Origin of the sequence: Microcoleus sp. B4-D4, from assembly GCF_036705185.1 — a bacterium.
Classification (GTDB): domain Bacteria; phylum Cyanobacteriota; class Cyanobacteriia; order Cyanobacteriales; family Microcoleaceae; genus Microcoleus.
The window spans coordinates 1-23,874 of the sequence record NZ_JAUBTX010000058.1 but is presented as its reverse complement, the minus strand read 5'-3'; the positions used below and the strand labels follow the sequence as shown (position 1 = coordinate 23,874).

Here is a 23,874-nt window from a genome sequence, read left to right as displayed (position 1 = left end):
TATGGGTCAGAAATCGACGGCAAGCAACCATTGCCGGCCGGCGCATCGCAGCAGGTAACTGAGGCGATTGTTGCCTCTGTTAGGTGTAGCAATCGACTTTGTGGATGCCGCTGCTTTACCTGCTGCTGCCGTTATTGAGACAATTGTGCGATCGAATTCTCGATCGCTACCATCTGAATTAAAGATTTTTTGTGAAAAGCCGTGGTATTTGTAAGTTAGTTGGACTCATAGCAGCTAGGATCGAGCTAACTCAAGGTTACACTAAAGCTCGTCACGCGGCGTTGCCTCTCAAAACCCTGATTGAGTCCTATGGCGCACTACCGCTCCACTTTATGTTTATTGACCTGTCTTGCCTGTCTGGGCGCTGCCTTCAGTCCAAGTGCGGACGGAAGACCACAAACTCTCAATGCTTCGTACCGCGCTGTTTCCCAAGAAATTGCTCAGGCGGACGATCGCCCGGATTCCAATGCTCCAAAACCCTCTCCGGTGGCGGATAAAAACAAATCTAAGCCGTCCGAACCGCCAAAATCCAATTCCAAAATCCCGAAAGCAATCTCCAATCTAATCGTCATTTTGTCTCGCCAGCGGGGATTCTTAATATTGGGTTTGGCTGCAGTTGTCATCACGGCAGCGGCAGTATTTATCATGCTGAAATTAGTTGGCAACGACGAGTCAAATAATTCTAGGCGTCGAGGGGGAAGAGGCGATCGCCGCAACCCAAGAAACTATCGAGCCACCAATCCGCGCGATCGGGGCAAATTGGTCTACCCTGTGGATTTTTCAACAGGCCACAGTCTCGACAACAACAGCGATCGAGCTTTACCGTCTCTCCTGGAATCTGGAGCATCCGAATCGGAGAATGCTGGGCTAGAGGGCGATCGAATTAATGCCCGCGGCGCGCCCTCAGAAACTAACAGCAACGGCTACAGCGAAACAGGTTTCAACCTTCCCGAAACAACTAATCGAGGTGATTCGCTAGCGACGAATAAGAAAAAAAATATTTCCCTTGCACAAACAGATGATACAAATAACGTTGATATTATTGAAGCACTGATTGAAGATTTGCAGCACCGAAATCCAGCTTATAGGCGCAAAGCAATTTGGGAACTAGGCCAGCAGGGAGATTCGAGAGCTGTTGAACCGTTGCTAGATTTGCTAGCAAATTCCGACTCAAACCAGTACAGTTTAATTTTGGCAAGTGTCTCAGAAATTGGCATTCGCACGCTCAAACCCATGAATAATGCCTGGTCAATTTCGCTGCAAAATGAAAACCCAGAAGTGCGAAAAAATGCGATTCGCGACTTGACTCGAATTTACGAAATGGTGAATCAAATCAGTTATTTATTGCACCGCGCGACTAACGATCCAGATGCAGAAGTTCAGGAGACTGCTCGCTGGGCAATCAATCAGTTAAATCGCATCCATCCTCGTTCTGAAAGGGATGATTAGTCATTGGTAATTGGGAATTGGGCGGAGCGAAGCGGAGGGATTGGGAATTGGGAATTGGGAATTGGGCGGAGCGAAGCGGAGGGATTGGCCAAACAGGGCATTGGGCGGAGCGAAGCGGAGGGATTGGGCATTGGTCAACAGTCAACAGTCAACAGTTAACAGTCAACAGTTAACAGTTAACAGTCAACAGTCAACACGACGAGCGATCCTATGCTAAAATAAATGACTGATGACCAATAACCAATAACTAATAACCAATAACCAATAGCTAATAGCTAATAACTAATAACTAATAACTAATAACTAATAACTAATAACTAATGACTAATGACTACTAATAACTCTTTAAAATTATTGTTTCTATCAACTTCTGTCGGTCAACTCGGTTCGGGGTTGGGCGGCGGAGTCGAACTTACCGTCCTCAATATTGCGAAAGAATTGCACCGGCGCGGTCATAAAATAATAGTTGTAGCACCAGTCGGTTCAGTCTTAGAATCAATTCCAGTAATCGAGATAGCGGGAGATTTGCAAGGAACTGCCCAAACACAAGATTACAATGATTCTATTGTGATGCCCGCCGATGCTGTGCTGGCGAATATGTGGGAATACGCGCGCCAAGTTCAGGATGAATGGGATGTAATTGTTAATTTTGCCTACGATTGGTTGCCGTTTTATTTGACACCTTTTTTTAGGACTCCGATCGCCCATTTTATCAGTATGGGCTCTCTGGTGCGATCGCTCGATCGCATCGCCGAACAAACCGCCGCCCAATTTCCCGGTACGATCGGAGTTTACACCGCTTCCCAAGCCGAAACCTTTGCCTTTGCCGCAGAATGTCAGTTGTTGGGAAGCGGCATAGATTTATCGCTGTACGAATTTTGCAGCCAACCAGAATCTAAATTAGCTTGGCTAGGCCGCATCGCCCCGGAGAAAGGCTTAGAAGATGCAGTGGCGGCTGCAAAGATTACAGGCATTCCCCTAAAAATTATGGGCAAAATGCAGGATGAGGATTATTGGCAAAAAATTTGTGCAGATTACCCGGATGCTCCGGTAGAATATTTAGGGTTTCTGACAACAATCCAAATGCAAGAGCAAGTGCGCCAGTGCCGAGCCTTGTTGATGACACCGCGCTGGGTAGAAGCTTTTGGAAATGTCGCGATCGAGGCTTTAGCGTGCGGTGTGCCCGTGATTGCCTACGAGCGCGGGGGGCCCGCCGAAATTGTTCGAGACGGCCACACGGGCTTTTTAGTGGAGCCTGACAGCGTAAATGGCTTGGTAGGTGCGATCGCCCGTTTAGACCAAATTGACCGCAGCGCTTGCCGGCGACAAGCAGAGGTAGAATATTCTTTGGAAGCTTTGGGCGATCGATTTCAACACTGGTTCAACTCGATTGCAGCTAGTAGGGTGCATCAGTAATAGTAGCAAAATTGTGATAAATCTCCGCTGACCGAGGCACTTGAGAAATTGATTGAACGCTAGTTCAAATTTCATCTAAAATTGAGTTAAATAAACTCCTAATCGACCACAACAAAAGACCGAAAAAAAAACCATGCCAACCGAACGTCTAGTGCTGCTATCCAGCAGAGAAATAGAAAAAATGCGTCAAGCCGGCAGCTTAGCAGCTCAACTTTTGTTGCATCTCGAACCAATGATTAAACCAGGAGTTAGCACCCTCCAAATTAACGACGAAGCCGAACGTTGGACTGTAGAACGCGGAGCAAAAAGTGCTCCTTTAGGTTACAAAGGCTTTCCAAAATCTCTGTGCGCCAGCGTCAATGAAGTAGTCTGTCACGGCATCCCCAATGCCAAACAAATTCTCAGAGAAGGCGACATTATTAACATAGACGTAACCCCCTTAGTTGATGGCTATCACGGCGATACTTCTAAAACTTTTTTTGTGGGAACACCTTCACCAGTAGCGAAAAAATTAGTTGAAGTTACCGAAGAATGCTTGAGAAGAGGAATTGCTGAAGTCAAACCCGGTGCTCGTACCGGCGACATCGGTGCAGCAATTCAAGAATATGCTGAAGCACAGGGTTTTTCGGTAGTGCGAAATTTTGCCGGACACGGTGTGCACCGCGTTTTTCACACCGAACCGGAAATTTTGCACTACGGGAAACGGGGCACGGGAAAGAAGCTCAGAAAAGGCATGGTTTTTACGATTGAACCAATGATTAATGAGGGAACTTGGGAAGTAGAAATATTAGGCGATGGTTGGACTGCAATCACTAAGGATAAAAAACTTTCGGCTCAATTTGAACACACCCTAGCCGTGACAGATTCCGGGGTAGAAATTCTGACTTTACCTTAGCAATCATTAACAAACAATCTCAAAAACTCACTCCTAAATCAATAATTAACCAGAGTGCGTAGGGGCGAGTTTCACCGACAATATCTAACGATTATCAACAATCTAGATAAACCCGCCCCGCCACTTCATCGTCCTGTATTCATCTCTCTATTGTCTTCCTCTGTGTTCTCTGCGCCCTCTGTGGTTAAATCATTCCGATGCAACCACAACCGATAACCCACATCAACCTAAAAATGGCCTCAAATTCGACAATGTAGGTTTGTATTTATGGGTAGGTGGGGGCGGGTTTGTGAGATTGTCTGTTGCAGTCAGAAATTATCTGTAAAACCCGTTCCAACGGAATTACGATCGATTCACCAAACACGATATAACAAATAACAAATAACAAATAACCAATAACAAATAACAAATGACTAACATAAAATTTCTGCAACCTGGAGATTTGCTCAAAGTAATTTCCCCTAGCGGCGCTTTGCGAGAATTAACTAACTTTGAAAAGGGTGTAGAAATTTGGAAATCTCGCGGCTATCGCATTAAATTAACACCCGGTTTTGACGATCGCACTGGCTACTTGGCCGGTTCCGACACAAACCGCGTCCGACAGTTAGCAGATGCCCTCAGTGACCCAGATTGTCGCGGTATTCTATGTGCTAGAGGCGGTTTTGGCAGCACTCGACTTTTGGAAAAAGGGAAAGTCGCAGAAGGAAAAAATTCCCGATGCCCAATTCCCGATGCCCAATTCCCGATGCCCGATTCCCATGCGCCGAAATGGTTGATCGGCTTTTCCGACATTACGGCTTTGCTGTGGAATGACGACAAATTGGGGATTTGGGGCGTTCACGGGCCGATGCTGACAACTTTGGGCGCGGAACCGGATTGGTCTGTCGATCGACTTTTTGACTATATCGAAGGCCGTCCGTTACAATCTTTGCAAGGTAAAGGTTGGGGCGGTGGAAAGGCTGCGGGGCGGCTGTTTCCGGCGAATCTGACGGTGGCTTCTCATTTGCTCGGAACCCCGTATCAACCGGATTTGACGGGGGTTATTCTCGCATTTGAGGATGTTTCTGAGGCTCCTTATAGGGTCGATCGAATGCTGACTATGTGGCGGATGGCGGGGGCTTTTGTTGGGGTGCGGGGGATTGCTTTGGGGCGCTTCAGCCGCTGCGACATTGACCCGCAGATTCCTACTTTTAGCATAGAAGAAGTTTTGCGCGATCGGCTTTTAGACCTAAATATTCCGATTGTCTCGGATTTGCCATTTGGCCACGAAGGCGTTAACGCTGCTTTACCGATGGGAATTGAGGCGAGTATCGACGGTGAATCGGGATTGCTGATTTGCGGGGATACATCGCAACTTTAAAAGCTGCATCAACGTCTATAAGTTTGTAGGGTGCGTTGGGGGAAAAATTATTAGTCTGCGGTTAAAAAAATCAGCCCAGACGCACCCCAAAATAACGAAAGTTGAGACTAATGGTTGAGACGGTGGGCAGAAATTAGATTTAAAATGGATTGTGTATGCAAATGTCCGCGCCCAGAAGGCAAAAAAAATTTATAATTTTCCAGAGGTTGACATGAAAAAACACAACTTGTTAAACAGTATTGCTGCCGCTGTGCTAGTTACAGGATTGGCACTTACCGGGATTTCTTCTAGTGCGGTTGGCGAACAGATACGAAATAACGATCGCATAGATGGAGTAATTCGCCGCACTTCCCCGATTTACCGTTTCCGAAATATGTGGACACCGGGCTCTCCGACAGAAGAATTGCGCGGTCAAGAATACACGTTCACCGCGCGGGAAGGCGATAACATTCAAGTGTTGTTAGATACAGATAGAAGTCGCGGTTTTACTCCCGTTATGGTGCTGTTTTACGGAAACAACAAACAAGTAGCTTTTACTCAAGACCGTTCTTTTAATTATCAAATTCCCCGCAGCGGCGATTACAAGTTGTTAGTATTAGCAAAAGATGCTGCTAGGGGCGGTAGTTACACGCTGGAAGTTGCGGGAATTGATGGCGACAGGCGGGGTAGCAATAGGTGGGATGACAGAAGCGACAGTGGCCGAAACAACCGCAACTACGACGGAGAACGGATTTTGCGAGATGATTTTGGCTTGCGGCCTCTTGATTGTCGCGTGAGACGTAGTATGGTGAGAGTAAGGTTTGAGGATGCCGACAGAAACGAGACTTATTGCGCTGAACCGAGTCGCCGGTATCCGCAGGGAGACTATTATTACAATCCGCGCACTAGAGATTTAGACTCGGCGAGGGTGGATAATAGTAGATTCGACGACGATCGCGCTAATGATAATAACTGGTACGATCGCGATCGCGATCGATGTCGCGTATCGGTAGGCGGAGTGTGCGTTACTAGGTAAGCTGTTCGTTGTCATTGCGAAGACTATTTCTTGTCATTGCGATGACAGATACATGGCATCTACCCATCAAACCCAAAGAAACCGGGTTTTTTTGCGAATCTGCCGACTGCGACGAAGAATTATCGCCAAAAACCCGGTTTATGAACCCCGCATCAGTCCGAATCCAGATACGCAGGTCAGAAATAGCTGGTGCGGGCCGATCGCCGAATTTTCGATCGAAAAGGACGATCGGACAATGGTAAGCTACCAAAGGCATTGAAATATCTAAGGTAGAGAAAAGTTAAAATGTCGGCATTAAATGAAGTTCCCTTGTTGTTGCGGGCAGCCCGCGGCGAAACCCTAGACCGCCCGCCCGTGTGGATGATGCGCCAAGCCGGTCGCTACATGAAGGCTTATCGAGATTTGCGAGAAAAGTATCCCTCGTTTCGCGAACGTTCCGAAATTCCCGAAGTCGCCATCGAAGTTTCCCTTCAGCCGTGGCGCGCGTTTCAACCCGACGGCGTAATTCTGTTTTCCGATATCGTCACCCCAATGCCCGGTTTGGGCATCGAGATGGACATCGCCGAAGGCAAAGGCCCGATTATCGACGCACCCATCCGCACTCAGCAGCAAATCGACAACCTCCAACCGCTGAATCCCGAAGAAAGCTTGCCGTTTATCAAAACAATCCTGCAATCCCTGCGCGCGGAAGTCGGCAACAAATCCACCGTGCTCGGTTTTGTGGGCGCGCCCTGGACGCTGGCGGCCTATGCGGTTGAGGGTAAAGGTTCTAAGTATTATGCCATCATCAAAAACATGGCATTTTCCGATCCAACTTTACTGCATCAGTTGCTGTCAAAATTCGCCGATGCGATCGCCGTTTATATGCGCTACCAAATCGACTGCGGCGCGCAAGTAGTTCAAATGTTCGACTCCTGGGCCGGCCAACTGTCCCCGCAGGACTACGACACCTTTGCCTTACCTTACCAAAAACAGGTATTTGAGCAAGTTAAAAAAACCCATCCCGACACCCCGCTAATTCTGTTAGTCAGCGGTAGTGGCGGCCTCCTCGAAAGCATGACAAAATCCGGCGCCGATATCATCAGCGTCGATTGGACAGTTGATATGGCCGACGCGCGCCGACGTTTGGGCCCCAACATGAACGTTCAGGGAAATCTCGATCCCGGTGTATTGTTTGGTTCTCATGGGTTTATTCGCGATCGAATTCTTGATACAATTCGCAAAGCGGGCGATCGCGGACACATCCTCAATTTAGGACACGGCGTGTTACCGGGAACTCCCGAAGACAACGTGCGTTTCTTCTTTGAAACCGCCAAACAAGCCGACAAATTGCTCGCAGTTACTGCTTAATTTGCGATTTGATTGCGATATTTGTTAACTGGTTCCCAGGCTCTGCCTGCGGAACCCTACAAGCGAGGCTCTGCCTCGCCTACAATGGAGGCAGAGCCTCCTGATCTGCGTTACCAGGCTCTGCCTGGTAACGAGTTAAAGCATTAGCGTTTCCCAACCATAAAAAACCCTCATTTCTCCCCTCTTCCCCTCCGGCAAAATGAACCCCAAAAAAATTTTTGTGACGGGTGCAAGTGGCTGTATCGGTCACTACATGGCCGAAACCTTGATTCAAGAGACCAACCACGAACTTTACCTATTAGTTCGCAACCCAGACAAGCTAAAATTCGACTGGAAAGCCCGCCCCGGCATCCATATCATACAAGGCGACATGAAAGATATCGATCGTCATGCCGAACTCCTGCAAACAATAGACGTAGCAATTTTAGCCGCCACAGCTTGGGGAGGAACCCAAGAAGTTTTTGATGTCAACGTCACCAAAACCCTGCGCCTAATTCAACTACTTTCGCCCGAAAAGTGCCAGCAAGTAATTTACTTTTCAACAGCCAGCATTCTCGGTAGAGACAACAACTTACTCGCAGAAGCCGGCGAACTGGGAACAGATTATATTCGGTCAAAATACGATTGCATGACGCAATTATCCACATTGACAAATGTACCTCCGATTACCGCACTCTACCCAACCTTAGTATTGGGAGGAGACGCAGAAAAACCAGTTTCTCACCTGTCATCCGGTTTGCCACTTGTCGCCAAATGGATAGGTTTAATTCGCTGGTTTAAGGCAGACGGAAGCTTTCACTTCATCCACGGTGCAGATATTGCCAAAGTAGTTAATTATTTAGTGGAACATCCGCCAGCTTCCGAGGAACCGCGGCATTTTGTGCTAGGAAATCCGGCGATTACAGCTAACGAAGTTGTCGAACAAGCTTGCCAGTATTTGCATAAAAACATATTTTTTCGGATTACTCTGTCACCTTGGCTGGCCGATTTCTTTATTTGGCTGTTCCGAATTCAGGTGGCAGCTTGGGACAGATTTTGCATCAGCTACCGCCATTTTACCTATAAAAATTTGGTCAATCCCGAAAGCATCGGAATGCCGAGTTACTGCGGCACAGTTGCCGATATGTTAAGAACTAGCGGGATTCCCGATCAAAATGTAAAGTAGGTCATTAGTCATTAGTTATTAGTTATTAGTCATTAGTTATTAGTTATTAGTTATTAGTTATTAGTTATTAGTTATTAGTTATTAGTTATTAGTTATTAGTTATTAGTTATTGGTAACAACTGACAACTAACAACTAACAACTGACAACTAACAACTGACAACTGACAACTGACAACTGACAACTGACAACTGACAACTAACAACTGACAACTGGCAACTGCTTTCCGTACAACGTCATCAGGAAGTCGGAAGAGGGAAGAGGGAACGCCAATGTGTACCTTACCAGATATATGTAGGGTGCGCCGAGGCGCATTTTACGAATAATGTAAGTTTTTCAAGTTCTTTTTTGTCTGAATCCGATGCTTTTTAAATGCGATTATCGTCAATTAAGGGTTAAATACGATAAGATATCAGCATTTGCTAGCTTTAACAGGGAACTGCAACCTAAAAATTGCGATGTTTTATTGGTTTTAGGGGGTGTTACCCCTCGCCCGATATTCGATCGAGTGCAAGATCGTAATTTTAGCCTTAACATTAAGTCTTGAGAGCCGATCGAACTCTCACGCCCCGCCAGCCCGATCGCAAGTTGTTTACTGATGTGAGGTTTAACATAATATGCGAGTTCTCCTAGTTTATCCCCTGTTCCCGAAAACATTTTGGTCTTACGAGAAAATCCTAGAATTAGTCGATCGTAAAGTGCTGCTGCCACCGCTGGGTTTGGTAACTGTAGCAGCTATTTTACCCCAAGAATGGGAATTTAAGTTAGTCGATCGCAACATCAGACAAATCACCGAAGCAGAATGGGAGTGGGCAGAGCTCGTTATTCTCTCCGCAATGATTGTCCAAAAAGAAGATTTGCTAGACATCATTCGCGAAGCAAAACGGCGCGGTAAATCCGTAGCTTGCGGCGGCCCTTACCCGACTTCCGTACCCGAAGAGCCCCAATCAGCGGGCATCGATTACCTGATTCTCGACGAAGGCGAAATCACCTTGCCGATGTTCGTCGAAGCAATAGGGCGCGGCGAAAAAAGTGGAATGTATCGATCGGACGGCGTAAAACCCGATGTTACCACAACCCCAGTTCCCCGCTTCGATTTGCTGGAATTAGACGCCTACGATTCGATGTCAATTCAATTTTCGCGAGGCTGTCCCTTCCAGTGCGAATTTTGCGACATCATCGTCCTCTACGGCCGCAAACCCCGCACCAAAGATCCCCAACAATTGATCGCGGAACTAGACTGTCTGTACAACCTAGGTTGGCGGCGCGGCGTGTTCATGGTAGACGACAATTTTATCGGCAACAAACGCAACGTCAAACTGTTGCTAAAAGACTTAGAAGTCTGGCAAATAGAACACAAATTCCCCTTCAACTTCAACACAGAAGCATCCATCGACTTAGCCCAAGACCAAGAATTGATGGACATGATGGTGAAATGTCATTTCAATGCAGTATTCCTAGGAATTGAAACCCCCGACGAAGAAAGCTTGCAAATGACCAAAAAATTCCAAAACACCCGCAATTCCCTAATCGAATCAGTTGAACTAATTGCCAAATCCGGCTTGCGAGTAATGGCCGGATTCATCATCGGATTCGACGGCGAAAAACCAGGCGCAGGTCAGCGGATTGTAGACTTTGCCGAAGCAGCCGCAATTCCGAGCACAACCTTTGGAATGCTGCAAGCTTTGCCGCACACTGCATTGTCCCACAGACTAGCAAAAGAAGGCAGATTGCGCGACAAATCTGGCAACCTCAACCAGACAACTTTGATGAACTTCATTCCAACGCGGCCGCTAGAAGACATCGCGCGGGAATATGTCCAAGCATTTTCTGACGTCTACGACGCTGAAAAATATTTAGACCGCACCTACCGCCACTTCTTGATGTTGGGTGCACCTACAGCAGATATACCATCAAGAATCCCCAGTTGGATCGACTTGCGAGCATTGCTAACCGTAGTGTGGCGACAAGGAGTCAAACGCAAAACTCGGTGGAAATTCTGGCATCATTTATTCAGCATTATCAGAAACAATCCGGCAGTTTGGGATCACTATTTAACAGTGTGCGCTCACAACGAGCATTTCCTAGAATACCGTCAAATTGTGCGGGATGAAATCGAAGAACAATTGGCTGACTTTTTGGCTAATGAGTCTCAAACAGTATATCAAGAACCTGTTGCTGTTGAGGAAAAGGAAGTGCAAGCGGTTTAGGGTTGGAGAATTCAACCGCATATCAACCCAGGTAAACGCAGATAAATGTAAGATTGTCTGCGTTTATTTTGTTATAATTAGTTGACAGACTTAGTTTTTTAAGAGCATGGAAACTGTAAATATCCATCAAGCTAAAACGAATCTCTCACGACTATTGTCGCGTGTGGAACTGGGAGAAGAAATCATTATTTCCAACGAAGGCATCCCAGTTGCGAAGTTGGTTCCGTTTCGTACTTCATCCAATCGACGATCCTGTTTAGGACAAGATCGAGGGAGATTTGTTTTGGCAGAAAACTTTAACGATCCTTTGCCAAAAGAGATTTTGACCGCATTCGAGGGGAATGAAGAGTGAAACTATTGCTGGATACGCAGTGTTTTTTGTGGTGGTTTGCCCAACCAGATCGATTGAATGAGGAGGCGATCGCACACATTGCCGATGAAACGAACGAATTGTGGTTTTCTGTTGCTAGTGTCTGGGAAATGGGCATCAAAGTTGCGATCGGAAAGTTGCCGCTGCCAGAACCCATAGATACCTAAATTTCGACGCGCATGATACAGTTAGATGTGCGATCGTTAGAAATTACAGCACCTCATGCCCTGCGAGCGGCTGCGTTACCCTTACATCATCGCGATCCCTTCGATCGAATGCTGATTGCTCAGGCTCAGATAGAGGAGATGACGCTGGTGAGTGCTGATTCAATGCTCAAGCAATACAGGAATATTTCTATTCTTTGGGCAGCAAATTCGTGAGATTAATCTCGTTTCCAGGCTCTGCTTGGAAATGTCCTATGCTGTGGCAGAGCCACCTCTTTTTATGACTGAGGAGGCAAAATACTACTATTGATTGCAGCAGTTATTTCGGCGGATAGAGGCGCGATCGCCCGAAAATATGAAAATCTAATAACAAGCTCAAAAATATCAAAATTCGCGATCGCCCCAACCCGCCATGCAAGGAACAAATCACATCAGAACAGCAGCTCTATTAGGGCTTCTGAGCGGCCTTCTAGTTTTAGGAAGCTATTATTTAATAGGCAACGAGCAAGGACTTTACATCGGTTTAGCATTAGGCGCCTTCACCAGTTTTAGCTCTTGGTACTATTCCGATACGGCAGCTTTGATGGCTTACCGCGCTCGCCCGATCGCCCGCAGCGAAGCTCCCGAAATCTACGACATGGTAGCATCGCTGAGCGCCAAAGCCGAAATTCCCGTGCCGAAAATCTTTGTAGTTCCGACTCAATCTCCCAACGCATTCGCCACAGGAAGAGACCCGGAACACGCCACAATAGCAGTTACTGAAGGCATCATCAAACTGCTTTCCCGCGAAGAATTGGAAGGCGTTTTAGCCCACGAACTGACGCATATCCGCAACCGCGACACTCTGACTCAAGCAGTTGCAGGGACGATCGCCGGCGCGATTACATTTGTCGGGCGAATTCTGACATTTGGAGCGCTTTACGGCCCGGTGACGCGGGACAGCAGACAAGGCCCGAATCCCTTTGGTTTGCTGTTTTTAATCATTTTAGCACCGCTATCAGCAACCGTAATTCAATTGGCGATTTCTCGGACAAGGGAATTTGCAGCCGACAGCGGTGCGGTGGAAATTACCAATAACCCGATCGGCTTAGCAAACGCCCTGCAAAAATTGGAAAAAATGAGCCGAGAAATTCCGATGCACGGCAATCCGGCGATGTCGCCGCTGCTGATTGTGAATCCTTTTTCGACTAAAGGTTTGCAGTCACTTTTCCGCACTCACCCCTCTACCGAAGAACGGATTCAGCGGCTTTTGAAACTCGCGCAGCAGCAGCAGCAAGGTTCTCCTGTTATGGCTTACGTGCCCGGAATTTGATCGTCGAAAATGCAGCAACAATATTTAGAAACCCGGTTGTTTGAAGCAGCCGGGTTTCTGTATGTTTGTAATGATAACTGTAGGGAGCGACTAATTCGATAGGTAGGGGCGATCGCTATTTCTGCAAACATCGCACAGCTTGGTATTTACTGTTCGGGGTGATGCCTCCACTAAAAGGATTTACCCCACGCTCAGCAATTCATCAAGCTTGTGCTTTAAGTCCGGTGATCCTAGTAGTGGTCTATAAACTTCACCTTCATAGGGCTTCCAAACATATCCGAGACTGAACAATCGAAAAACCGAAGATGCTCCCGTTGCTTGCCAAACAGCTTCAGCTAAAACCAATCCAGGAAAAACCAAGGCAGGCTCTTCAATCAATTCGCTGTAGGTTCTAAACTCATCTACTTCCATACCAACTAAAGCATAACGAAACGGTGGAGCAAACCGCAAACTCTGATACAGAAGTATACCTATTTCCGTCATTAAATAAGCACTTTCTGGAGTGTCAATTCCAATCTCACTGATGCCACTTGGACAAACTCTACACCACCAATTTTCTTCTCTATCCTGAAAACTTTCTGCCCGACATTGGGAATGTCTACCGTTTGACAGAACCCAAGAAATTTCATTGAAATATTGAGCAAATTGCTGTGCTTCAGATTGCTTTGTGCCACATTCAGCCGATAAGCTAAACACCCATGCCATTGCTGTTCTCCCGTTGAGTAAATTAAACTATCAAACTTTCTCCCATTCGCTCTGTGTCTGGGCCAGGGCTGCTTCATATTTCTCTAAAAGCATTGTAGCGCTTGGCAAAATACTCACATGAGTTGGACTATCTTGCACAGCTTCAATATCTCCGAGGATCTTGCTGTCGTCAATCTGCCAAAGAGGATCTTTTCCTGTTCCGCCAAATTTTGGGGGTTTGCGGAATGGTGGTAAGCCTTCGATAGAGAGGGATACAGACATTCCTTTTGTGTTTCTAATGGCTACAGTGACAGACTCCTCTGAAGACTTGCGTTCTGTTTCTGGTAGTAAATAACCTTGTTCATCCAACCACTCTTTGGGCACTTGCTCAACATCAATGTCAATACTGGGTCTGACTCCCAGTAGCCTCGCGTTGCGTCCCATTTTGGGTTTACCGTTTTCTTCTGCCATGCCTCGATAATAGAGTCTTGCCATTAGCCTTTTATCAGCCCAACTCGATCGCCCAACCAATCATAATGTAATTGCTGCATTGGTTTCATGCGATCGCTCTTTGTTGTTGCAGCTAATTCGTGAGATGTCACTGCTCATTTATTTTGATTTGAGTATCAGGGAGAGCGCCCTGTGATTGCTCTCCCTTAATACAATTACTTGCGATCGCACAAACGCGGGTTTGTCCGTTTGCCGTTGTCTGTTTCAGTCGGCTCATCGTGGAGTGCGATCGCAAAACGCAGATGATTTGGAATCATCTGCGTTCATCGGCGGTTTAATTAAACCCTGTTAAACTCAAGCCGCAACCTTATCTAAAGGCCGCACTTGACCGAGGAATTCGCTAAGTGCGTCACCTTCCACCACCTCAGTTTCCAACAGTTTCTGCGTAATTGTTTCCAACAATTCTCGATTTGCTTTCAGAATATCCAAAGCTTGCTGATGTGCAGTTTCGACAATCTCTTTGACTTCTTGGTCGATCGCCTCAGCAGTTTGGGCACTCACCGCACGACGCGCATTTCCCATACCATCGCCGAGGAACGATTGTTGACTGCGATCGTAAGCAAGAGGCCCCAAAACCTTACTCATCCCGTAAGTTGTCACCATCCGTTCAGCTAAATCCGTCGCCCTTTGCAAGTCGTTGGAAGCGCCAGTAGTAATGCTACCAAACACCACTTCCTCAGCCGATCGCCCGCCCAGCAAAGTTGCAATTTGACCGCGCAACTCCGATTCATCTAACAAGAAACGGTCTTCAGTCGGTACTTGCAACGTGTAACCCAATGCAGCCATACCGCGCGGCACGATCGAGATTTTCGCAACTTCGCCGCCGCCAGTCATCGCAGCACCAACCATTGCGTGTCCCACTTCGTGGTAAGCCACAATCTTTTTCTCTTTTTCGTTGAGCACCCGGCTCTTCTTTTCCAAGCCAGCTACAACGCGCTCAAACGCCTCATAAAAGTCTTCCTGCGCTACAGTGAGACGCTTGTTGCGGGCCGCTAACAAAGCAGCTTCATTGACCAAATTTGCCAAATCAGCGCCCGAAAAACCGGGGGTGCGAGCCGCGACAGCCTTCAAGTCAATATCCGGGCCCAACTTCACCTTTTGAGAGTGAATGTTCAAAATTGCTTCGCGGCCGGATAAATCCGGGCGATCGACCAAAACTTGGCGATCGAAACGGCCAGGGCGCAACAAAGCAGCATCCAAACTTTCCGGGCGGTTCGTTGCAGCCAGCACAATTACCGTAGTATTGCCAGCAGCAAAACCGTCCATTTCAGTTAATAATTGATTGAGAGTTTGTTCGCGTTCATCATTCCCGCCGAATGCAGCGTTAGTGCTGCGAGATTTGCCGATCGCATCCAACTCATCAATGAAAATAATACAAGGAGCCTGCTTCTTAGCCTGCTCGAATAAATCTCTAACCCTTGCAGAACCAACACCAACAAACAGTTCTACAAACTCCGAACCAGAGATACTAAAAAACGGCACGCCCGCTTCACCAGCCACAGCTTTTGCCAACAGCGTTTTGCCAGTTCCCGGAGGCCCGACTAACAGCACGCCCTTCGGAATTCGCGCGCCAATTGCCGTAAAGCGATCGGGAGTTTTCAGGAACTCAACAACCTCTACCAATTCAGTTTTAGCCTCCTCTACTCCAGCCACATCAGCAAAAGTAATTTTCGCTGATTCACCTTCCACGTAGACCTTAGCTTTACTTTTGCCGATCGACAGCGCACCCTGTGGCCCACCACCGCCCCGGTTCATGAAAAATTGAAAAATCGCCACAAAAATCAGCGGCGGAATCACCCAGCTCAAAACACTGCCAATCCAGCCATTTTTAGAAGGAGGAGTTGCCGCAAATTCAACGCCTTTTTCTTGCAAAAGTTTAGGCAGATCCAAGTCAAAAATGGGCGTAGTTGACAACACTTGACCTGGTTTGTCGTTTTCGCCTTTGAGTTGGTAGCGAATTTCATTTTGTCCTACCGAAGCTCGCACTACATCTTGTTCTTGGACTTGATGCACGAACAAGCTGTAAGGAACTCGCGGAATTTGCTCCCCAAACAAGTTGGGCAAAAAGATATTTGCCAGCAGAAACAAACTTGATAGCAATAACAAAATATTGCTAATTAGTCGAAAACGAGGTAGTTTGGGCTGGTCTTTAATTGCCATTGATAACGGTTATCCTTTTTTGCTTGAAACCTGTTTTATTCATTTATTTTCTCATCAAATACGTACACAGTGCGTTGGCGGATTTCCTCACTCGATCGGGTGGGTTAACCGGACATCAGTGATTTAGGATTGAAAACGAACCGCTTTCGAGGCGAAGACACAAAGGAATAGAAAAAGAAAACAGACTTGTTATTGCCAATTATTAATAGTTAGGGTGATTGATTAGTTCACAATCCCTTGAACATTCTCTCTCTTTTCTTACTTCGCGAGCTTTGCGTCTTCGCGGTTCGACCTAGCAGTGATTTAGGATTAAAAACAAATCGTGAAGACGCGAAGACACAAAGGAATAGAAGAAGAAAACAGACTTGTTATTGTCAATCATTAATAGTTATGGTGGTTTATTAGTTCACAATCCCTTGAACATTCTCTCTCTTTTCTTACTTCGCGAGCTTTGCGTCTTCGCGGTTCAATTTAGTAGAATTCTAGCTAACCGCCAGACACATTCTTAGCAAACTCTTCGCGTCCAGAAACCAAATTAGCCGGAACGCCGTTAGGGTAATTTTGGGCGATTAAAGCTTGCAACTTTTGAACTCGGTTTTCAGGGTTGGGGTGAGAACTTAAAAACTCTGGTGCTGCTTCGCCATTCCTAGCAGCACCGAGAATTTGCATCAACTCAACAATACCTCTAGGATCGTAACCCGCCTCCGTCATAAACCGAAAACCGAGCTGATCGCTCTCAAGTTCATCCGATCTACCGTAGCGCAAACTCACAACTTGATTGACAGCTTGAGCAATTAATGCAGCCTGCTGGCCGCCACCGCGCTCGTCGCTAGCAGCCACCCCAACCGCCGTTACCAAAGCCCTCCCCAACTGCTGTTTTGCCAAGTGTTCCGCAGCGTGTCGCCCGATAACGTGACCGGCCTCGTGTCCCAGTACACCAGCCAACTGAGCCTCGGAATTCAGCCGCCGCAGGAGTCCGGCGGTAATGAAAACTGGTCCCCCCGGAAGAGCAAAAGCATTGACAGTTTTGGGGTCTCGCAGCAGGTAGAATTGAAACGGATAACCTGCTTTTTTGGCATCCGAACCGTTGACAACTTTTTTTCCTACTCGATCGACATACTGCTGAATACTCTGGCTGGGATAAAGCCCCCCGTATTGAGCCGCCATTTTGTCTCGCGCCTGCAATCCCAAAACTACCTCTTGGCGCTGTGAAAGCTGCACCCGTTGTTTCTCTCCGGTAACAGGATTTTCTACGTTGCTGCTAAAATAGGTAATTGCGCCAAAAAATGCCATTAACAGCCCGATCGCAGCGCGGAATAAAAATTTGTTCACAGGCGTTTACCTAAAAAGTTTCGCCAGTAAATTACCATACTGACAGCTACTTTTACATCTATCTGAAGTATTAATCATCGAAAGTTGTTATATTTTTTTTTGGATAATTTGCGAACAAGGCTTTTTTGAACGAACCAGACGCAGTACGCAAAGCGACGCATAAGCGCTAGGACATTAAGAAAGAGAAGAAGAGAAAAAGAGCAGAAGATAAGAACATTATAGTTGTGAATAGTTAGTTAATAGTTACTTAATGGTTATTAGTTCAACATCGCTTGAAGATAATCTCGCTCTTTTTTCCCCTCTTCCCTCTTCCCTCTTCCCTCTTCCGACGGACTTACATCCGTTACATCCGTTACATCCGTTACATCCCGTACATTGCTCGTTGCCGAACTTCCCTCTTCCCTCTTCCGACGGACTTACATCCGTTACATCCGTTACATCCCGTACATTGCTCGTTGCCGAACTTCCCTCTTCCTTCTTCCTTCTTGCCTCTTCCTTCTTCCTTCGCAATGCAATGCAATATGTTTCAAGCTACTCGCCGCCGCCTTGCTATTTGGTACACTGCCGTTACTGCCGTGTTATTACTATTATTCGCCACGGGTTTCTATTTCTACGTCCGCAATACTTTGATCGATCGCATTGACGATACTCTAAATCATGTTGTAGAAGTAGTAGAACGCACACTTGTGATCGAACCAATAATTTTTGGTACTGCTCAAACCAAGTCTCAAGTGAATATTCAAGCCAGTTTTCGAGACAGCAGCGATTCTGTAGAAGACGACCACATCGATTTAGAATGGTTCAGTCCTACGGGCGATTTGCTGTGGTCTACTTTGTCGGAACCGCTGAATATTCCGATTAACGCTAACCGCACCGGCGAAACAGTTTGGGTAATTAATAATAAGTTAAACTCAGAGCAAAACTATTCCCTCAGACAAGTCACGCAGCGAGTGGAAATCGGCCGCCAAGTTTTGGGATATTTGCGAGTCAGCCATCCTTGGTTTGAAGTGACAAAACCGATCCGCCAATTAATTTTTGATTTGATTTTGGGGACTGGTTTAACTTTAATTGGCGTGGCGGCTATTGGCTGGTTGCTGTCGGGATTGGCGATCGCACCCGTGCGGGAATCTTACGGCCGTCTCAAACAGTTTACCGCCGATGCTTCCCACGAACTCAGAAATCCGATCGCCACTATTCAAACTAACGTACAAGTAGCTTTGGCGGAACCGGATATCGAACCGCAGCAACACCAACAGCTACAGGTAATCGAACGCCTGACGCGCCGTTTGGGGCGGTTGGTTGACGATTTGCTGTTTTTAGCCAGACAAGACAGCGGTATCCTGCAGCAGCAGTGGGTTGAGGTTCCCCTCGACGCTTTGTTGATAGAAGTAATTGAGGAACAACAGGCGATCGCCCGACACCAAAATCTCTCTCTTTCCCTCGAAATTATCGATTCCCCCAAGCTTGAAGATAACTTTACAGTTTTGGGCGACTGGGATCAACTAGCGCGAGTATTTACCAATCTCGTCAGTAACGCAGTGCAGTACACAGCCTCTGGTGGCGAAATTGAAGTAGAATTGCAGGTTCCAGTCAAAAACAAAAGAAATTCGTCCGCGCTCAATTCTGTACTGCAAATCAAAGTAACAGACACCGGCACCGGCATTTCCCCAGAAGCGCTACCGCATTTGTTCGATCGATTTTACCGCGCCGATCCCGCCCGCACCCACAGCAGTGCCGCCGGTTCCGGTTTGGGATTAGCAATCACCAAAGCAATTGTCGAAAACCACCGCGGCCAAATCCGCATAGACAGCCAAATCGATCGAGGAACCGCTGTCACCGTCACCCTCCCCGCCCACAAATCAGCAGAAATCAGCCTCTAAAAATCCTCTCTTCCCCTCTTCCCATCTTCCCCTTCTGGGCGCCCTCTGCGCCCTCTGCGGTTAAAAAAATCTACCCCTCAAACCTTGATTCTTCCTAACTCACACCCAAACACAACTATTAAAATTCATTTCCGGCATAGATTACCATGCTATTTGTTAGAAAATCTCGATCGAACTTGTGAGGAGTTACTTATGTTTCGCCACAATCTACCGTTCAAAAAAATCAGCCTGGTAGCAGCCACCTGCGGCGGTTTACTCGTCAGTCTCGCGACACTTACCCAAGCAGGCGGCCCCCCGCCCCAACAAGGAAAACCCGTTTCCGAACCAGAACCCGCGACTGGAAAGCCCGTCAGCGAACCGATGCGCGGTATGAATCCCGACCAGAGCCCGATGCCCTCAGCGCCAGCAGACGCGCCTCCCCGCTTCCCGATGCCCGCCGCGCGACTTACGCCAGCCGAAGGCATGGTAGTAATTAAACTCGTGAATACCACCAATGCCCTGATCAATTATCAAGTCCTAGGAGTCACCCAACCGCGCACTCTAGGCGAACAATCGGAAATTTTGCTTCAAAACCTCAAAGTACCGATCACCCTCACATACCAGCGCCCAGACGGTGGATTGTTGTTAGTTCGCCCCAAAGCCACCGCAATGCCGGGAATGTTGCAAGTAAGTTTTGGCGCTACAACAGACTTGAGCTCCGACACAAAATCGTTAGAAATTCAAGAAGACGGGAGAGTATTTTTGAATTAGTCATTGGTCAGTAGTCATTAGTCATTGGTCAGTAGTCATTAGTCATTAGTCAGTAGTCATTGGTCATTGGTCATTAGTTTAGGACTTACGCCAGCGCTGTCAGAAACCGGGGTTTTTACGATCGTCTTTTGTTGCAGCCCGCAAATTAGATAAAAAACCCGGTTTCTTGGGTTTCGATGCGTCCAGGACTGTAGTTATTGGATGGCAATTACCAATTACCAATGACCCCTGCTCAAATGCCCGCTGACTGCTGACTAATGACTACTTATTAAAAGGTAAACCCTCATTAACTAAATCAATTTCCTCCTGTTCCCTTTCATTAATTTGACCAATGTAAGACTTAAGAATTTGTGCCAGACGGTTGTTGTAAAATCTGTGCAAACTATAATTAGGCATCGCTGGAAAACCGCGCCGTTTTTTGTGCCGCCCGCCCGCACCCGGATCGAAGGTTTCGATACCCCGCTCGATCGCCCATTCGATCGGTGTATAGTAACAAGCATCGAAGTGCAAACAGTCAATTTCCTGCAAACTGCCCCAATAACGCCCGTAAAGTCGATCGCCCTTATACAAACAAAAAGACATACCCACCGGCACTCTGTCATCTTCCTTATCGTAAGCGGCGACAAATAAAACTCGATCGCGATAATTGTGGTGCAACTGTTCAAAAAATCGCTTAGTCAGATACTTGCTTCCCCACCAACCAAACTTATCGCAAGTATTCTCATAAAAAGCATACATTTGAGAAAACATCGGCTGGGGAATGTCATCACCAGTCAGAGTTTTCACCAACAAACCAGCTTGGTCAACAGCTTTGCGTTCGCGCTTGATATTGCGGCGCTGGTTGGCATTAAAAGCGCCTAAATAACCGTCAAAATTTTGATAGTCTTGATTTTGCCAAATATAGCTGTGGTGCAGCCAAGTGCTGAAACCGTGGTTTTCCATGCGCTGCCGCCATACTGGATCGACATAAAGGAAATTGCAGCCAGAGATATTGTGGCGATCGCAAAAATGGTCGATCGCGCTTACCATCACTCCCGTTAACTCATCTTCATCTTCCCCTTCAGCAATCAAAAACCGATAGCCTTCAGCGGGAGTAAACGGCGTCATTCCCATCAACTTCGGATAGTATTGTACACCCAAACGCTGAGCTAAATCAGCCCACTGATTGTCAAACACAAATTCGCCGTAGCTGTGGCTTTTGACATAAAGCGGCGCGCAAGCAATCAACTGTTTGTTGCGCCACACAGTCAAGTGATGCGGCAGCCAACCGGTTTTACCTGACGCGCTACCGGAGATTTCGAGATTGTTCAGCCAATCCCATTCTAGAAATGGAGTTTTGAGGGGCATAGCCAAGGCATCCCACGAGGCTTGGGGGATTTCGCCTATTTTGCTAATCCAGGCTACAGAATATTGAGCTTTTGGCTGTTCCAGCATAGGGAGATTTCTGTGTAGAGCGATCGAACTTCATTTAAGTTAATACAATTATTTGATCGCTGGGAATCGCGATTCGTCAGAAACCGGGTTTTTGGCAACATCTTTGATCGCAGCCACCAGATTCAGCAAAAAACCCGGTTTCTTGGGCCTTGATGTTATATAGCGGTTCTCAAGCGTAGTATGCCCGATGTCCGATGCCCGATTCCCGATTCCCGATTCCCGATTCCCCATGCCCAATGCCCTGTTTGCCCGATGCCCGATAGTACCTCATACGAGAGCTCGAAAGGCTATACGTGCGGCGATCGATCGACCTTATAATGCAAAAACACCTCTTGTCCCACCTGTTTAACCGCCAAAAGTTCCAATTTCAAAGCCAAATCCGCCAAAAAACCCTTTCCCTCAACAGGAGTCGGTGCATCCGCGCCGCCCAAAATTAATGGGCACACCGTCAACCAAAGTTCGTCTACCAAGCCCGCAGCCAACACAGACGCCACCAATTTTCCCCCGCCCAGAATCGCCAACCGTTTGATACCCAAGCTTGCTAGCTGTTGAAACCCATCAATCCAATCAATCTCTCCACCGGCGGTTTTAGCATAGATAGTGCGATCGAAAATCGAAGGAAGAAGGAAGAAGGAAGAAGGAAGAAGGAAGGAGGAAGAAGGAAGAGGCGAATTACTTGGAGTTTCAATTGCAAATCCTCCCTCTCCCCCAATCTCCCCCTCTCCCCCTCTCTCCCCCTCTCCCCCAATCTCCCCCTCTCCCCCTCTTCCTCTCTCCCCCTCTCCCTCTCTCTCCCCCTCTCCCAATCTCCCCCTCCCCCCCTCTCCCCCTCTCCCTCTCTCCCCCAATCTCCCCCTCTCCCCATCTTCCCCTTCCGCAGTCAGCAGCCATCGCGGCACCGGTTGCTGGAAAAAGCGCAAATTCGGGTCAAATTTCGACGATCGCGAACATACGATTTGCGCCGGTTGTGGGGGCTTCCCGTGCAGTTCTCTCTGTTTGAGCAATTCCGGCGAAATCACTCTCATCGTTGTTCCATAGGCCTGTAAAGTGCCGTTGCCGAACAAAACCGCGTCACTGTCAGCGACTTGTTGTTCGAGGTGGGCTTTGTCGTTGGCAGAACCGAATCTCGCGGGCGATCGGGCTGCATCTGCAATTTTACCGTCAGCACTAATCGCCAGTATTACTGTAGTGTAAGGTCGATCGATTGTATCTATCAATTTATCAGAGAATTGGGTTGAAAACCCCGTCCTTATAGGACGGCTTTGTAAGTAAAAGTATAAATTTAAATCATCTCTATTAAGATTAAGAAAATATAAAAAACTAAAAACCACAAGTATTTTGCTATATACTAATAATAACTCAAAAAATGAGGAGTCAGACTTGTTGACAAACTATGTATACAAGTTGCGCCCAAATCCAACACAAGAATTAAAAATGTCCAATTGGGTAAATATGTTGCGAAGCCATTACAATTGGTGTCTCAACGACAGAATTACTCAGTACAGTCAGCAGTTTATTCAAGGTAACTATTGCGATATTAGAATGCAAAGTGAAGCTTGTCCCTTGACCAGTTGTGTTAGTAAAAATGGTGCAACTGGCGAACCCTGGAAAATGAGTAAAACCGATAAAGATGGGAAAGTTAAAAACCCTCGGCGCAATCCAGGCGACATTCAAATCACCGCATTGCCCGAGTTAAAAGCAGCTAGACCCTGGTTCGGCGGAATAGACTCAACTGTTCTACAGCAAAACCTCAAACGGCTAGACATTGCCTATAAAAATTTCTTCGACGGGCGTGGCTTTCCTAAGTTTAAGAACCGTAGCAACTTCACTTCCTTTACTTTCGTGATGGGAGTGAAAACCCAAGGTAGTAAGATTTACTTACCCAAATTAGGTTGGATGCGTTTCCACAACTCGCGCCTAATTCCCAATGGCTTTACTATTAAAGCTTGCGCCGTAAGAAAGCGACAAAATGGTTGGTATGTTTCGGTTCGCATTGAGGACAAATCTGTTCCCGATTACATGACGAAACCTCTCAAAGATGTCGTCAAAGTAATTGGCTGCGACATGGGGATTACGAAATTAGTCCATCTATCAGATGGAACTCAAATCGAAAATCCCAAATTTTCAACTACTAAAAAAGCTAAGCGCACTCTGAGGATTAGGCAGAGACGGGTTAGTCGAAAAGCAAAAGGTAGCAAAAACCGCAAAAAAGCTGCTAAAAGACTAGGACTTTTCCACCAGAAGATTAGCGATAAACGCCAAGCTTACCAATGGAAAGTTGCTAATAAAATAGTCTCTCGTGACGTTGACGCGATTGCTTTGGAGGACTTAAATATCTCCGGTAGTGCGATTCGTTGATTAGTGAATCTCGGTAATCAATCCGTAAATAACTAATCCAGTGAAACTTGACCCCTAGGTTG

At 46.9% G+C, this 23,874-nt stretch carries 25 protein-coding genes; 17 read left to right on the top strand and 8 right to left on the bottom strand.

The features are described from left to right. Window positions 1–67: 67 nt before the first annotated feature. From QUB13_RS26830 to QUB13_RS26800, 7 genes are all read left to right on the top strand, one after another. Window positions 68–214, top strand: coding sequence for a hypothetical protein (locus QUB13_RS26830; protein WP_333387216.1), 147 nt, complete (start codon window positions 68–70; stop codon window positions 212–214). Between the two features lie 95 nt (window positions 215–309). After that, on the top strand, window positions 310–1,449 hold the full coding sequence (locus QUB13_RS26825) for a HEAT repeat domain-containing protein (protein ID WP_333387213.1): 1,140 nt from the start codon (window positions 310–312) through the stop codon (window positions 1,447–1,449). Between the two features lie 3 nt (window positions 1,450–1,452). Continuing rightward, entirely contained in the window at window positions 1,453–1,608 is a 156-nt protein-coding gene (locus tag QUB13_RS26820; RefSeq protein WP_333387210.1) for a hypothetical protein, read from the top strand. Window positions 1,609–1,776: 168 nt separating this feature from the next. Then, window positions 1,777–2,865 (top strand): glycosyltransferase family 4 protein, encoded by a 1,089-nt coding sequence (locus tag QUB13_RS26815; protein WP_333387207.1) that lies wholly within the window; start codon window positions 1,777–1,779, stop codon window positions 2,863–2,865. Between the two features lie 133 nt (window positions 2,866–2,998). Next, window positions 2,999–3,760 carry a type I methionyl aminopeptidase gene (gene map / locus QUB13_RS26810; protein WP_333387204.1) on the top strand — a complete coding sequence of 254 codons (762 nt, stop codon included), beginning with the start codon at window positions 2,999–3,001 and terminating at the stop codon, window positions 3,758–3,760. 409 nt (window positions 3,761–4,169) lie between these two features. After that, on the top strand, window positions 4,170–5,120 hold the full coding sequence (locus QUB13_RS26805) for a S66 peptidase family protein (protein WP_333387201.1): 951 nt from the start codon (window positions 4,170–4,172) through the stop codon (window positions 5,118–5,120). Window positions 5,121–5,331: 211 nt separating this feature from the next. Beyond that, entirely contained in the window at window positions 5,332–6,135 is an 804-nt protein-coding gene (locus tag QUB13_RS26800) for a hypothetical protein (RefSeq protein WP_333387198.1), read from the top strand. Here QUB13_RS26800 and QUB13_RS26795 read toward each other — a convergent pair. Further along, window positions 6,128–6,391 carry a hypothetical protein gene (locus tag QUB13_RS26795; protein WP_333387195.1) on the bottom strand — a complete coding sequence of 88 codons (264 nt, stop codon included), beginning with the start codon at window positions 6,389–6,391 and terminating at the stop codon, window positions 6,128–6,130. The genes QUB13_RS26800 and QUB13_RS26795 overlap by 8 nt on opposite strands. A 29-nt stretch (window positions 6,392–6,420) precedes the next feature. Between QUB13_RS26795 and hemE the strand changes: the two genes are divergently transcribed. The 7 genes from hemE (at window position 6,421) to QUB13_RS26760 (ending at window position 12,704) form a co-directional block, all read left to right on the top strand. Then, window positions 6,421–7,485: a uroporphyrinogen decarboxylase gene (gene hemE, locus QUB13_RS26790; RefSeq protein ID WP_333387192.1), complete on the top strand. Its 1,065-nt coding sequence runs from the start codon at window positions 6,421–6,423 to the stop codon at window positions 7,483–7,485. Between the two features lie 199 nt (window positions 7,486–7,684). Next, entirely contained in the window at window positions 7,685–8,650 is a 966-nt protein-coding gene (locus QUB13_RS26785; RefSeq protein ID WP_333114618.1) for an NAD-dependent epimerase/dehydratase family protein, read from the top strand. Between the two features lie 615 nt (window positions 8,651–9,265). Then, window positions 9,266–10,858 carry a B12-binding domain-containing radical SAM protein gene (locus tag QUB13_RS26780; protein WP_333387187.1) on the top strand — a complete coding sequence of 531 codons (1,593 nt, stop codon included), beginning with the start codon at window positions 9,266–9,268 and terminating at the stop codon, window positions 10,856–10,858. A gap of 106 nt (window positions 10,859–10,964) precedes the next feature. Next, window positions 10,965–11,210, top strand: a complete 246-nt coding sequence (locus QUB13_RS26775) for a type II toxin-antitoxin system Phd/YefM family antitoxin (protein WP_333387184.1) — start codon at window positions 10,965–10,967, stop codon at window positions 11,208–11,210. Continuing rightward, a complete protein-coding gene (locus QUB13_RS26770) occupies window positions 11,207–11,395 on the top strand; it encodes a type II toxin-antitoxin system VapC family toxin (RefSeq protein WP_333387181.1) in 189 nt (62 codons plus the stop codon). The genes QUB13_RS26775 and QUB13_RS26770 overlap by 4 nt, the downstream gene beginning before the upstream one ends. 12 nt (window positions 11,396–11,407) lie before the next feature. Next, window positions 11,408–11,608, top strand: a complete 201-nt coding sequence (locus QUB13_RS26765) for a type II toxin-antitoxin system VapC family toxin (protein ID WP_333387179.1) — start codon at window positions 11,408–11,410, stop codon at window positions 11,606–11,608. A gap of 196 nt (window positions 11,609–11,804) precedes the next feature. Further along, window positions 11,805–12,704, top strand: a complete 900-nt coding sequence (locus tag QUB13_RS26760; protein WP_333387177.1) for a M48 family metalloprotease — start codon at window positions 11,805–11,807, stop codon at window positions 12,702–12,704. A gap of 180 nt (window positions 12,705–12,884) precedes the next feature. Here QUB13_RS26760 and QUB13_RS26755 read toward each other — a convergent pair whose 3' ends face one another. From QUB13_RS26755 to QUB13_RS26735, 5 genes are all read right to left on the bottom strand, one after another. Further along, the gene (locus QUB13_RS26755; RefSeq protein ID WP_333387174.1) at window positions 12,885–13,409 is read right to left on the bottom strand and encodes a hypothetical protein; all 525 of its coding nucleotides are present in this window, start codon (window positions 13,407–13,409) and stop codon (window positions 12,885–12,887) included. 30 nt (window positions 13,410–13,439) lie between these two features. Next, window positions 13,440–13,883, bottom strand: coding sequence for a hypothetical protein (locus tag QUB13_RS26750; protein ID WP_333144136.1), 444 nt, complete (start codon window positions 13,881–13,883; stop codon window positions 13,440–13,442). A 309-nt stretch (window positions 13,884–14,192) separates the two neighbouring features. Beyond that, a complete protein-coding gene (gene ftsH4, locus QUB13_RS26745) occupies window positions 14,193–16,058 on the bottom strand; it encodes an ATP-dependent zinc metalloprotease FtsH4 (protein ID WP_333387171.1) in 1,866 nt (621 codons plus the stop codon). A 486-nt stretch (window positions 16,059–16,544) separates the two neighbouring features. Then, a complete protein-coding gene (locus tag QUB13_RS26740; protein WP_333387168.1) occupies window positions 16,545–17,390 on the bottom strand; it encodes a M48 family metallopeptidase in 846 nt (281 codons plus the stop codon). Window positions 17,391–17,633: 243 nt separating this feature from the next. Beyond that, window positions 17,634–17,900 carry a hypothetical protein gene (locus QUB13_RS26735; protein WP_333387165.1) on the bottom strand — a complete coding sequence of 89 codons (267 nt, stop codon included), beginning with the start codon at window positions 17,898–17,900 and terminating at the stop codon, window positions 17,634–17,636. Between the two features lie 11 nt (window positions 17,901–17,911). Here QUB13_RS26735 and QUB13_RS26730 point away from each other — a divergent pair, with 11 nt between their 5' ends. Both QUB13_RS26730 and QUB13_RS26725 read left to right on the top strand, forming a co-directional pair. After that, complete coding sequence (locus tag QUB13_RS26730; protein ID WP_333387162.1) at window positions 17,912–19,270, top strand: sensor histidine kinase; 1,359 nt, start codon at window positions 17,912–17,914, stop codon at window positions 19,268–19,270. 192 nt (window positions 19,271–19,462) lie between these two features. Then, complete coding sequence (locus QUB13_RS26725) at window positions 19,463–20,020, top strand: hypothetical protein (protein WP_194066647.1); 558 nt, start codon at window positions 19,463–19,465, stop codon at window positions 20,018–20,020. Between the two features lie 261 nt (window positions 20,021–20,281). Here QUB13_RS26725 and QUB13_RS26720 read toward each other — a convergent pair whose 3' ends face one another. Beyond that, window positions 20,282–21,454, bottom strand: a complete 1,173-nt coding sequence (locus tag QUB13_RS26720) for a GNAT family N-acetyltransferase (protein ID WP_333387159.1) — start codon at window positions 21,452–21,454, stop codon at window positions 20,282–20,284. 287 nt (window positions 21,455–21,741) lie between these two features. Then, window positions 21,742–22,671 carry a RibD family protein gene (locus QUB13_RS26715; RefSeq protein ID WP_333387156.1) on the bottom strand — a complete coding sequence of 310 codons (930 nt, stop codon included), beginning with the start codon at window positions 22,669–22,671 and terminating at the stop codon, window positions 21,742–21,744. A 121-nt stretch (window positions 22,672–22,792) separates the two neighbouring features. Here QUB13_RS26715 and QUB13_RS26710 point away from each other — a divergent pair, with 121 nt between their 5' ends. Beyond that, complete coding sequence (locus QUB13_RS26710; RefSeq protein ID WP_333387153.1) at window positions 22,793–23,812, top strand: RNA-guided endonuclease InsQ/TnpB family protein; 1,020 nt, start codon at window positions 22,793–22,795, stop codon at window positions 23,810–23,812. Window positions 23,813–23,874 lie beyond the last annotated feature (62 nt).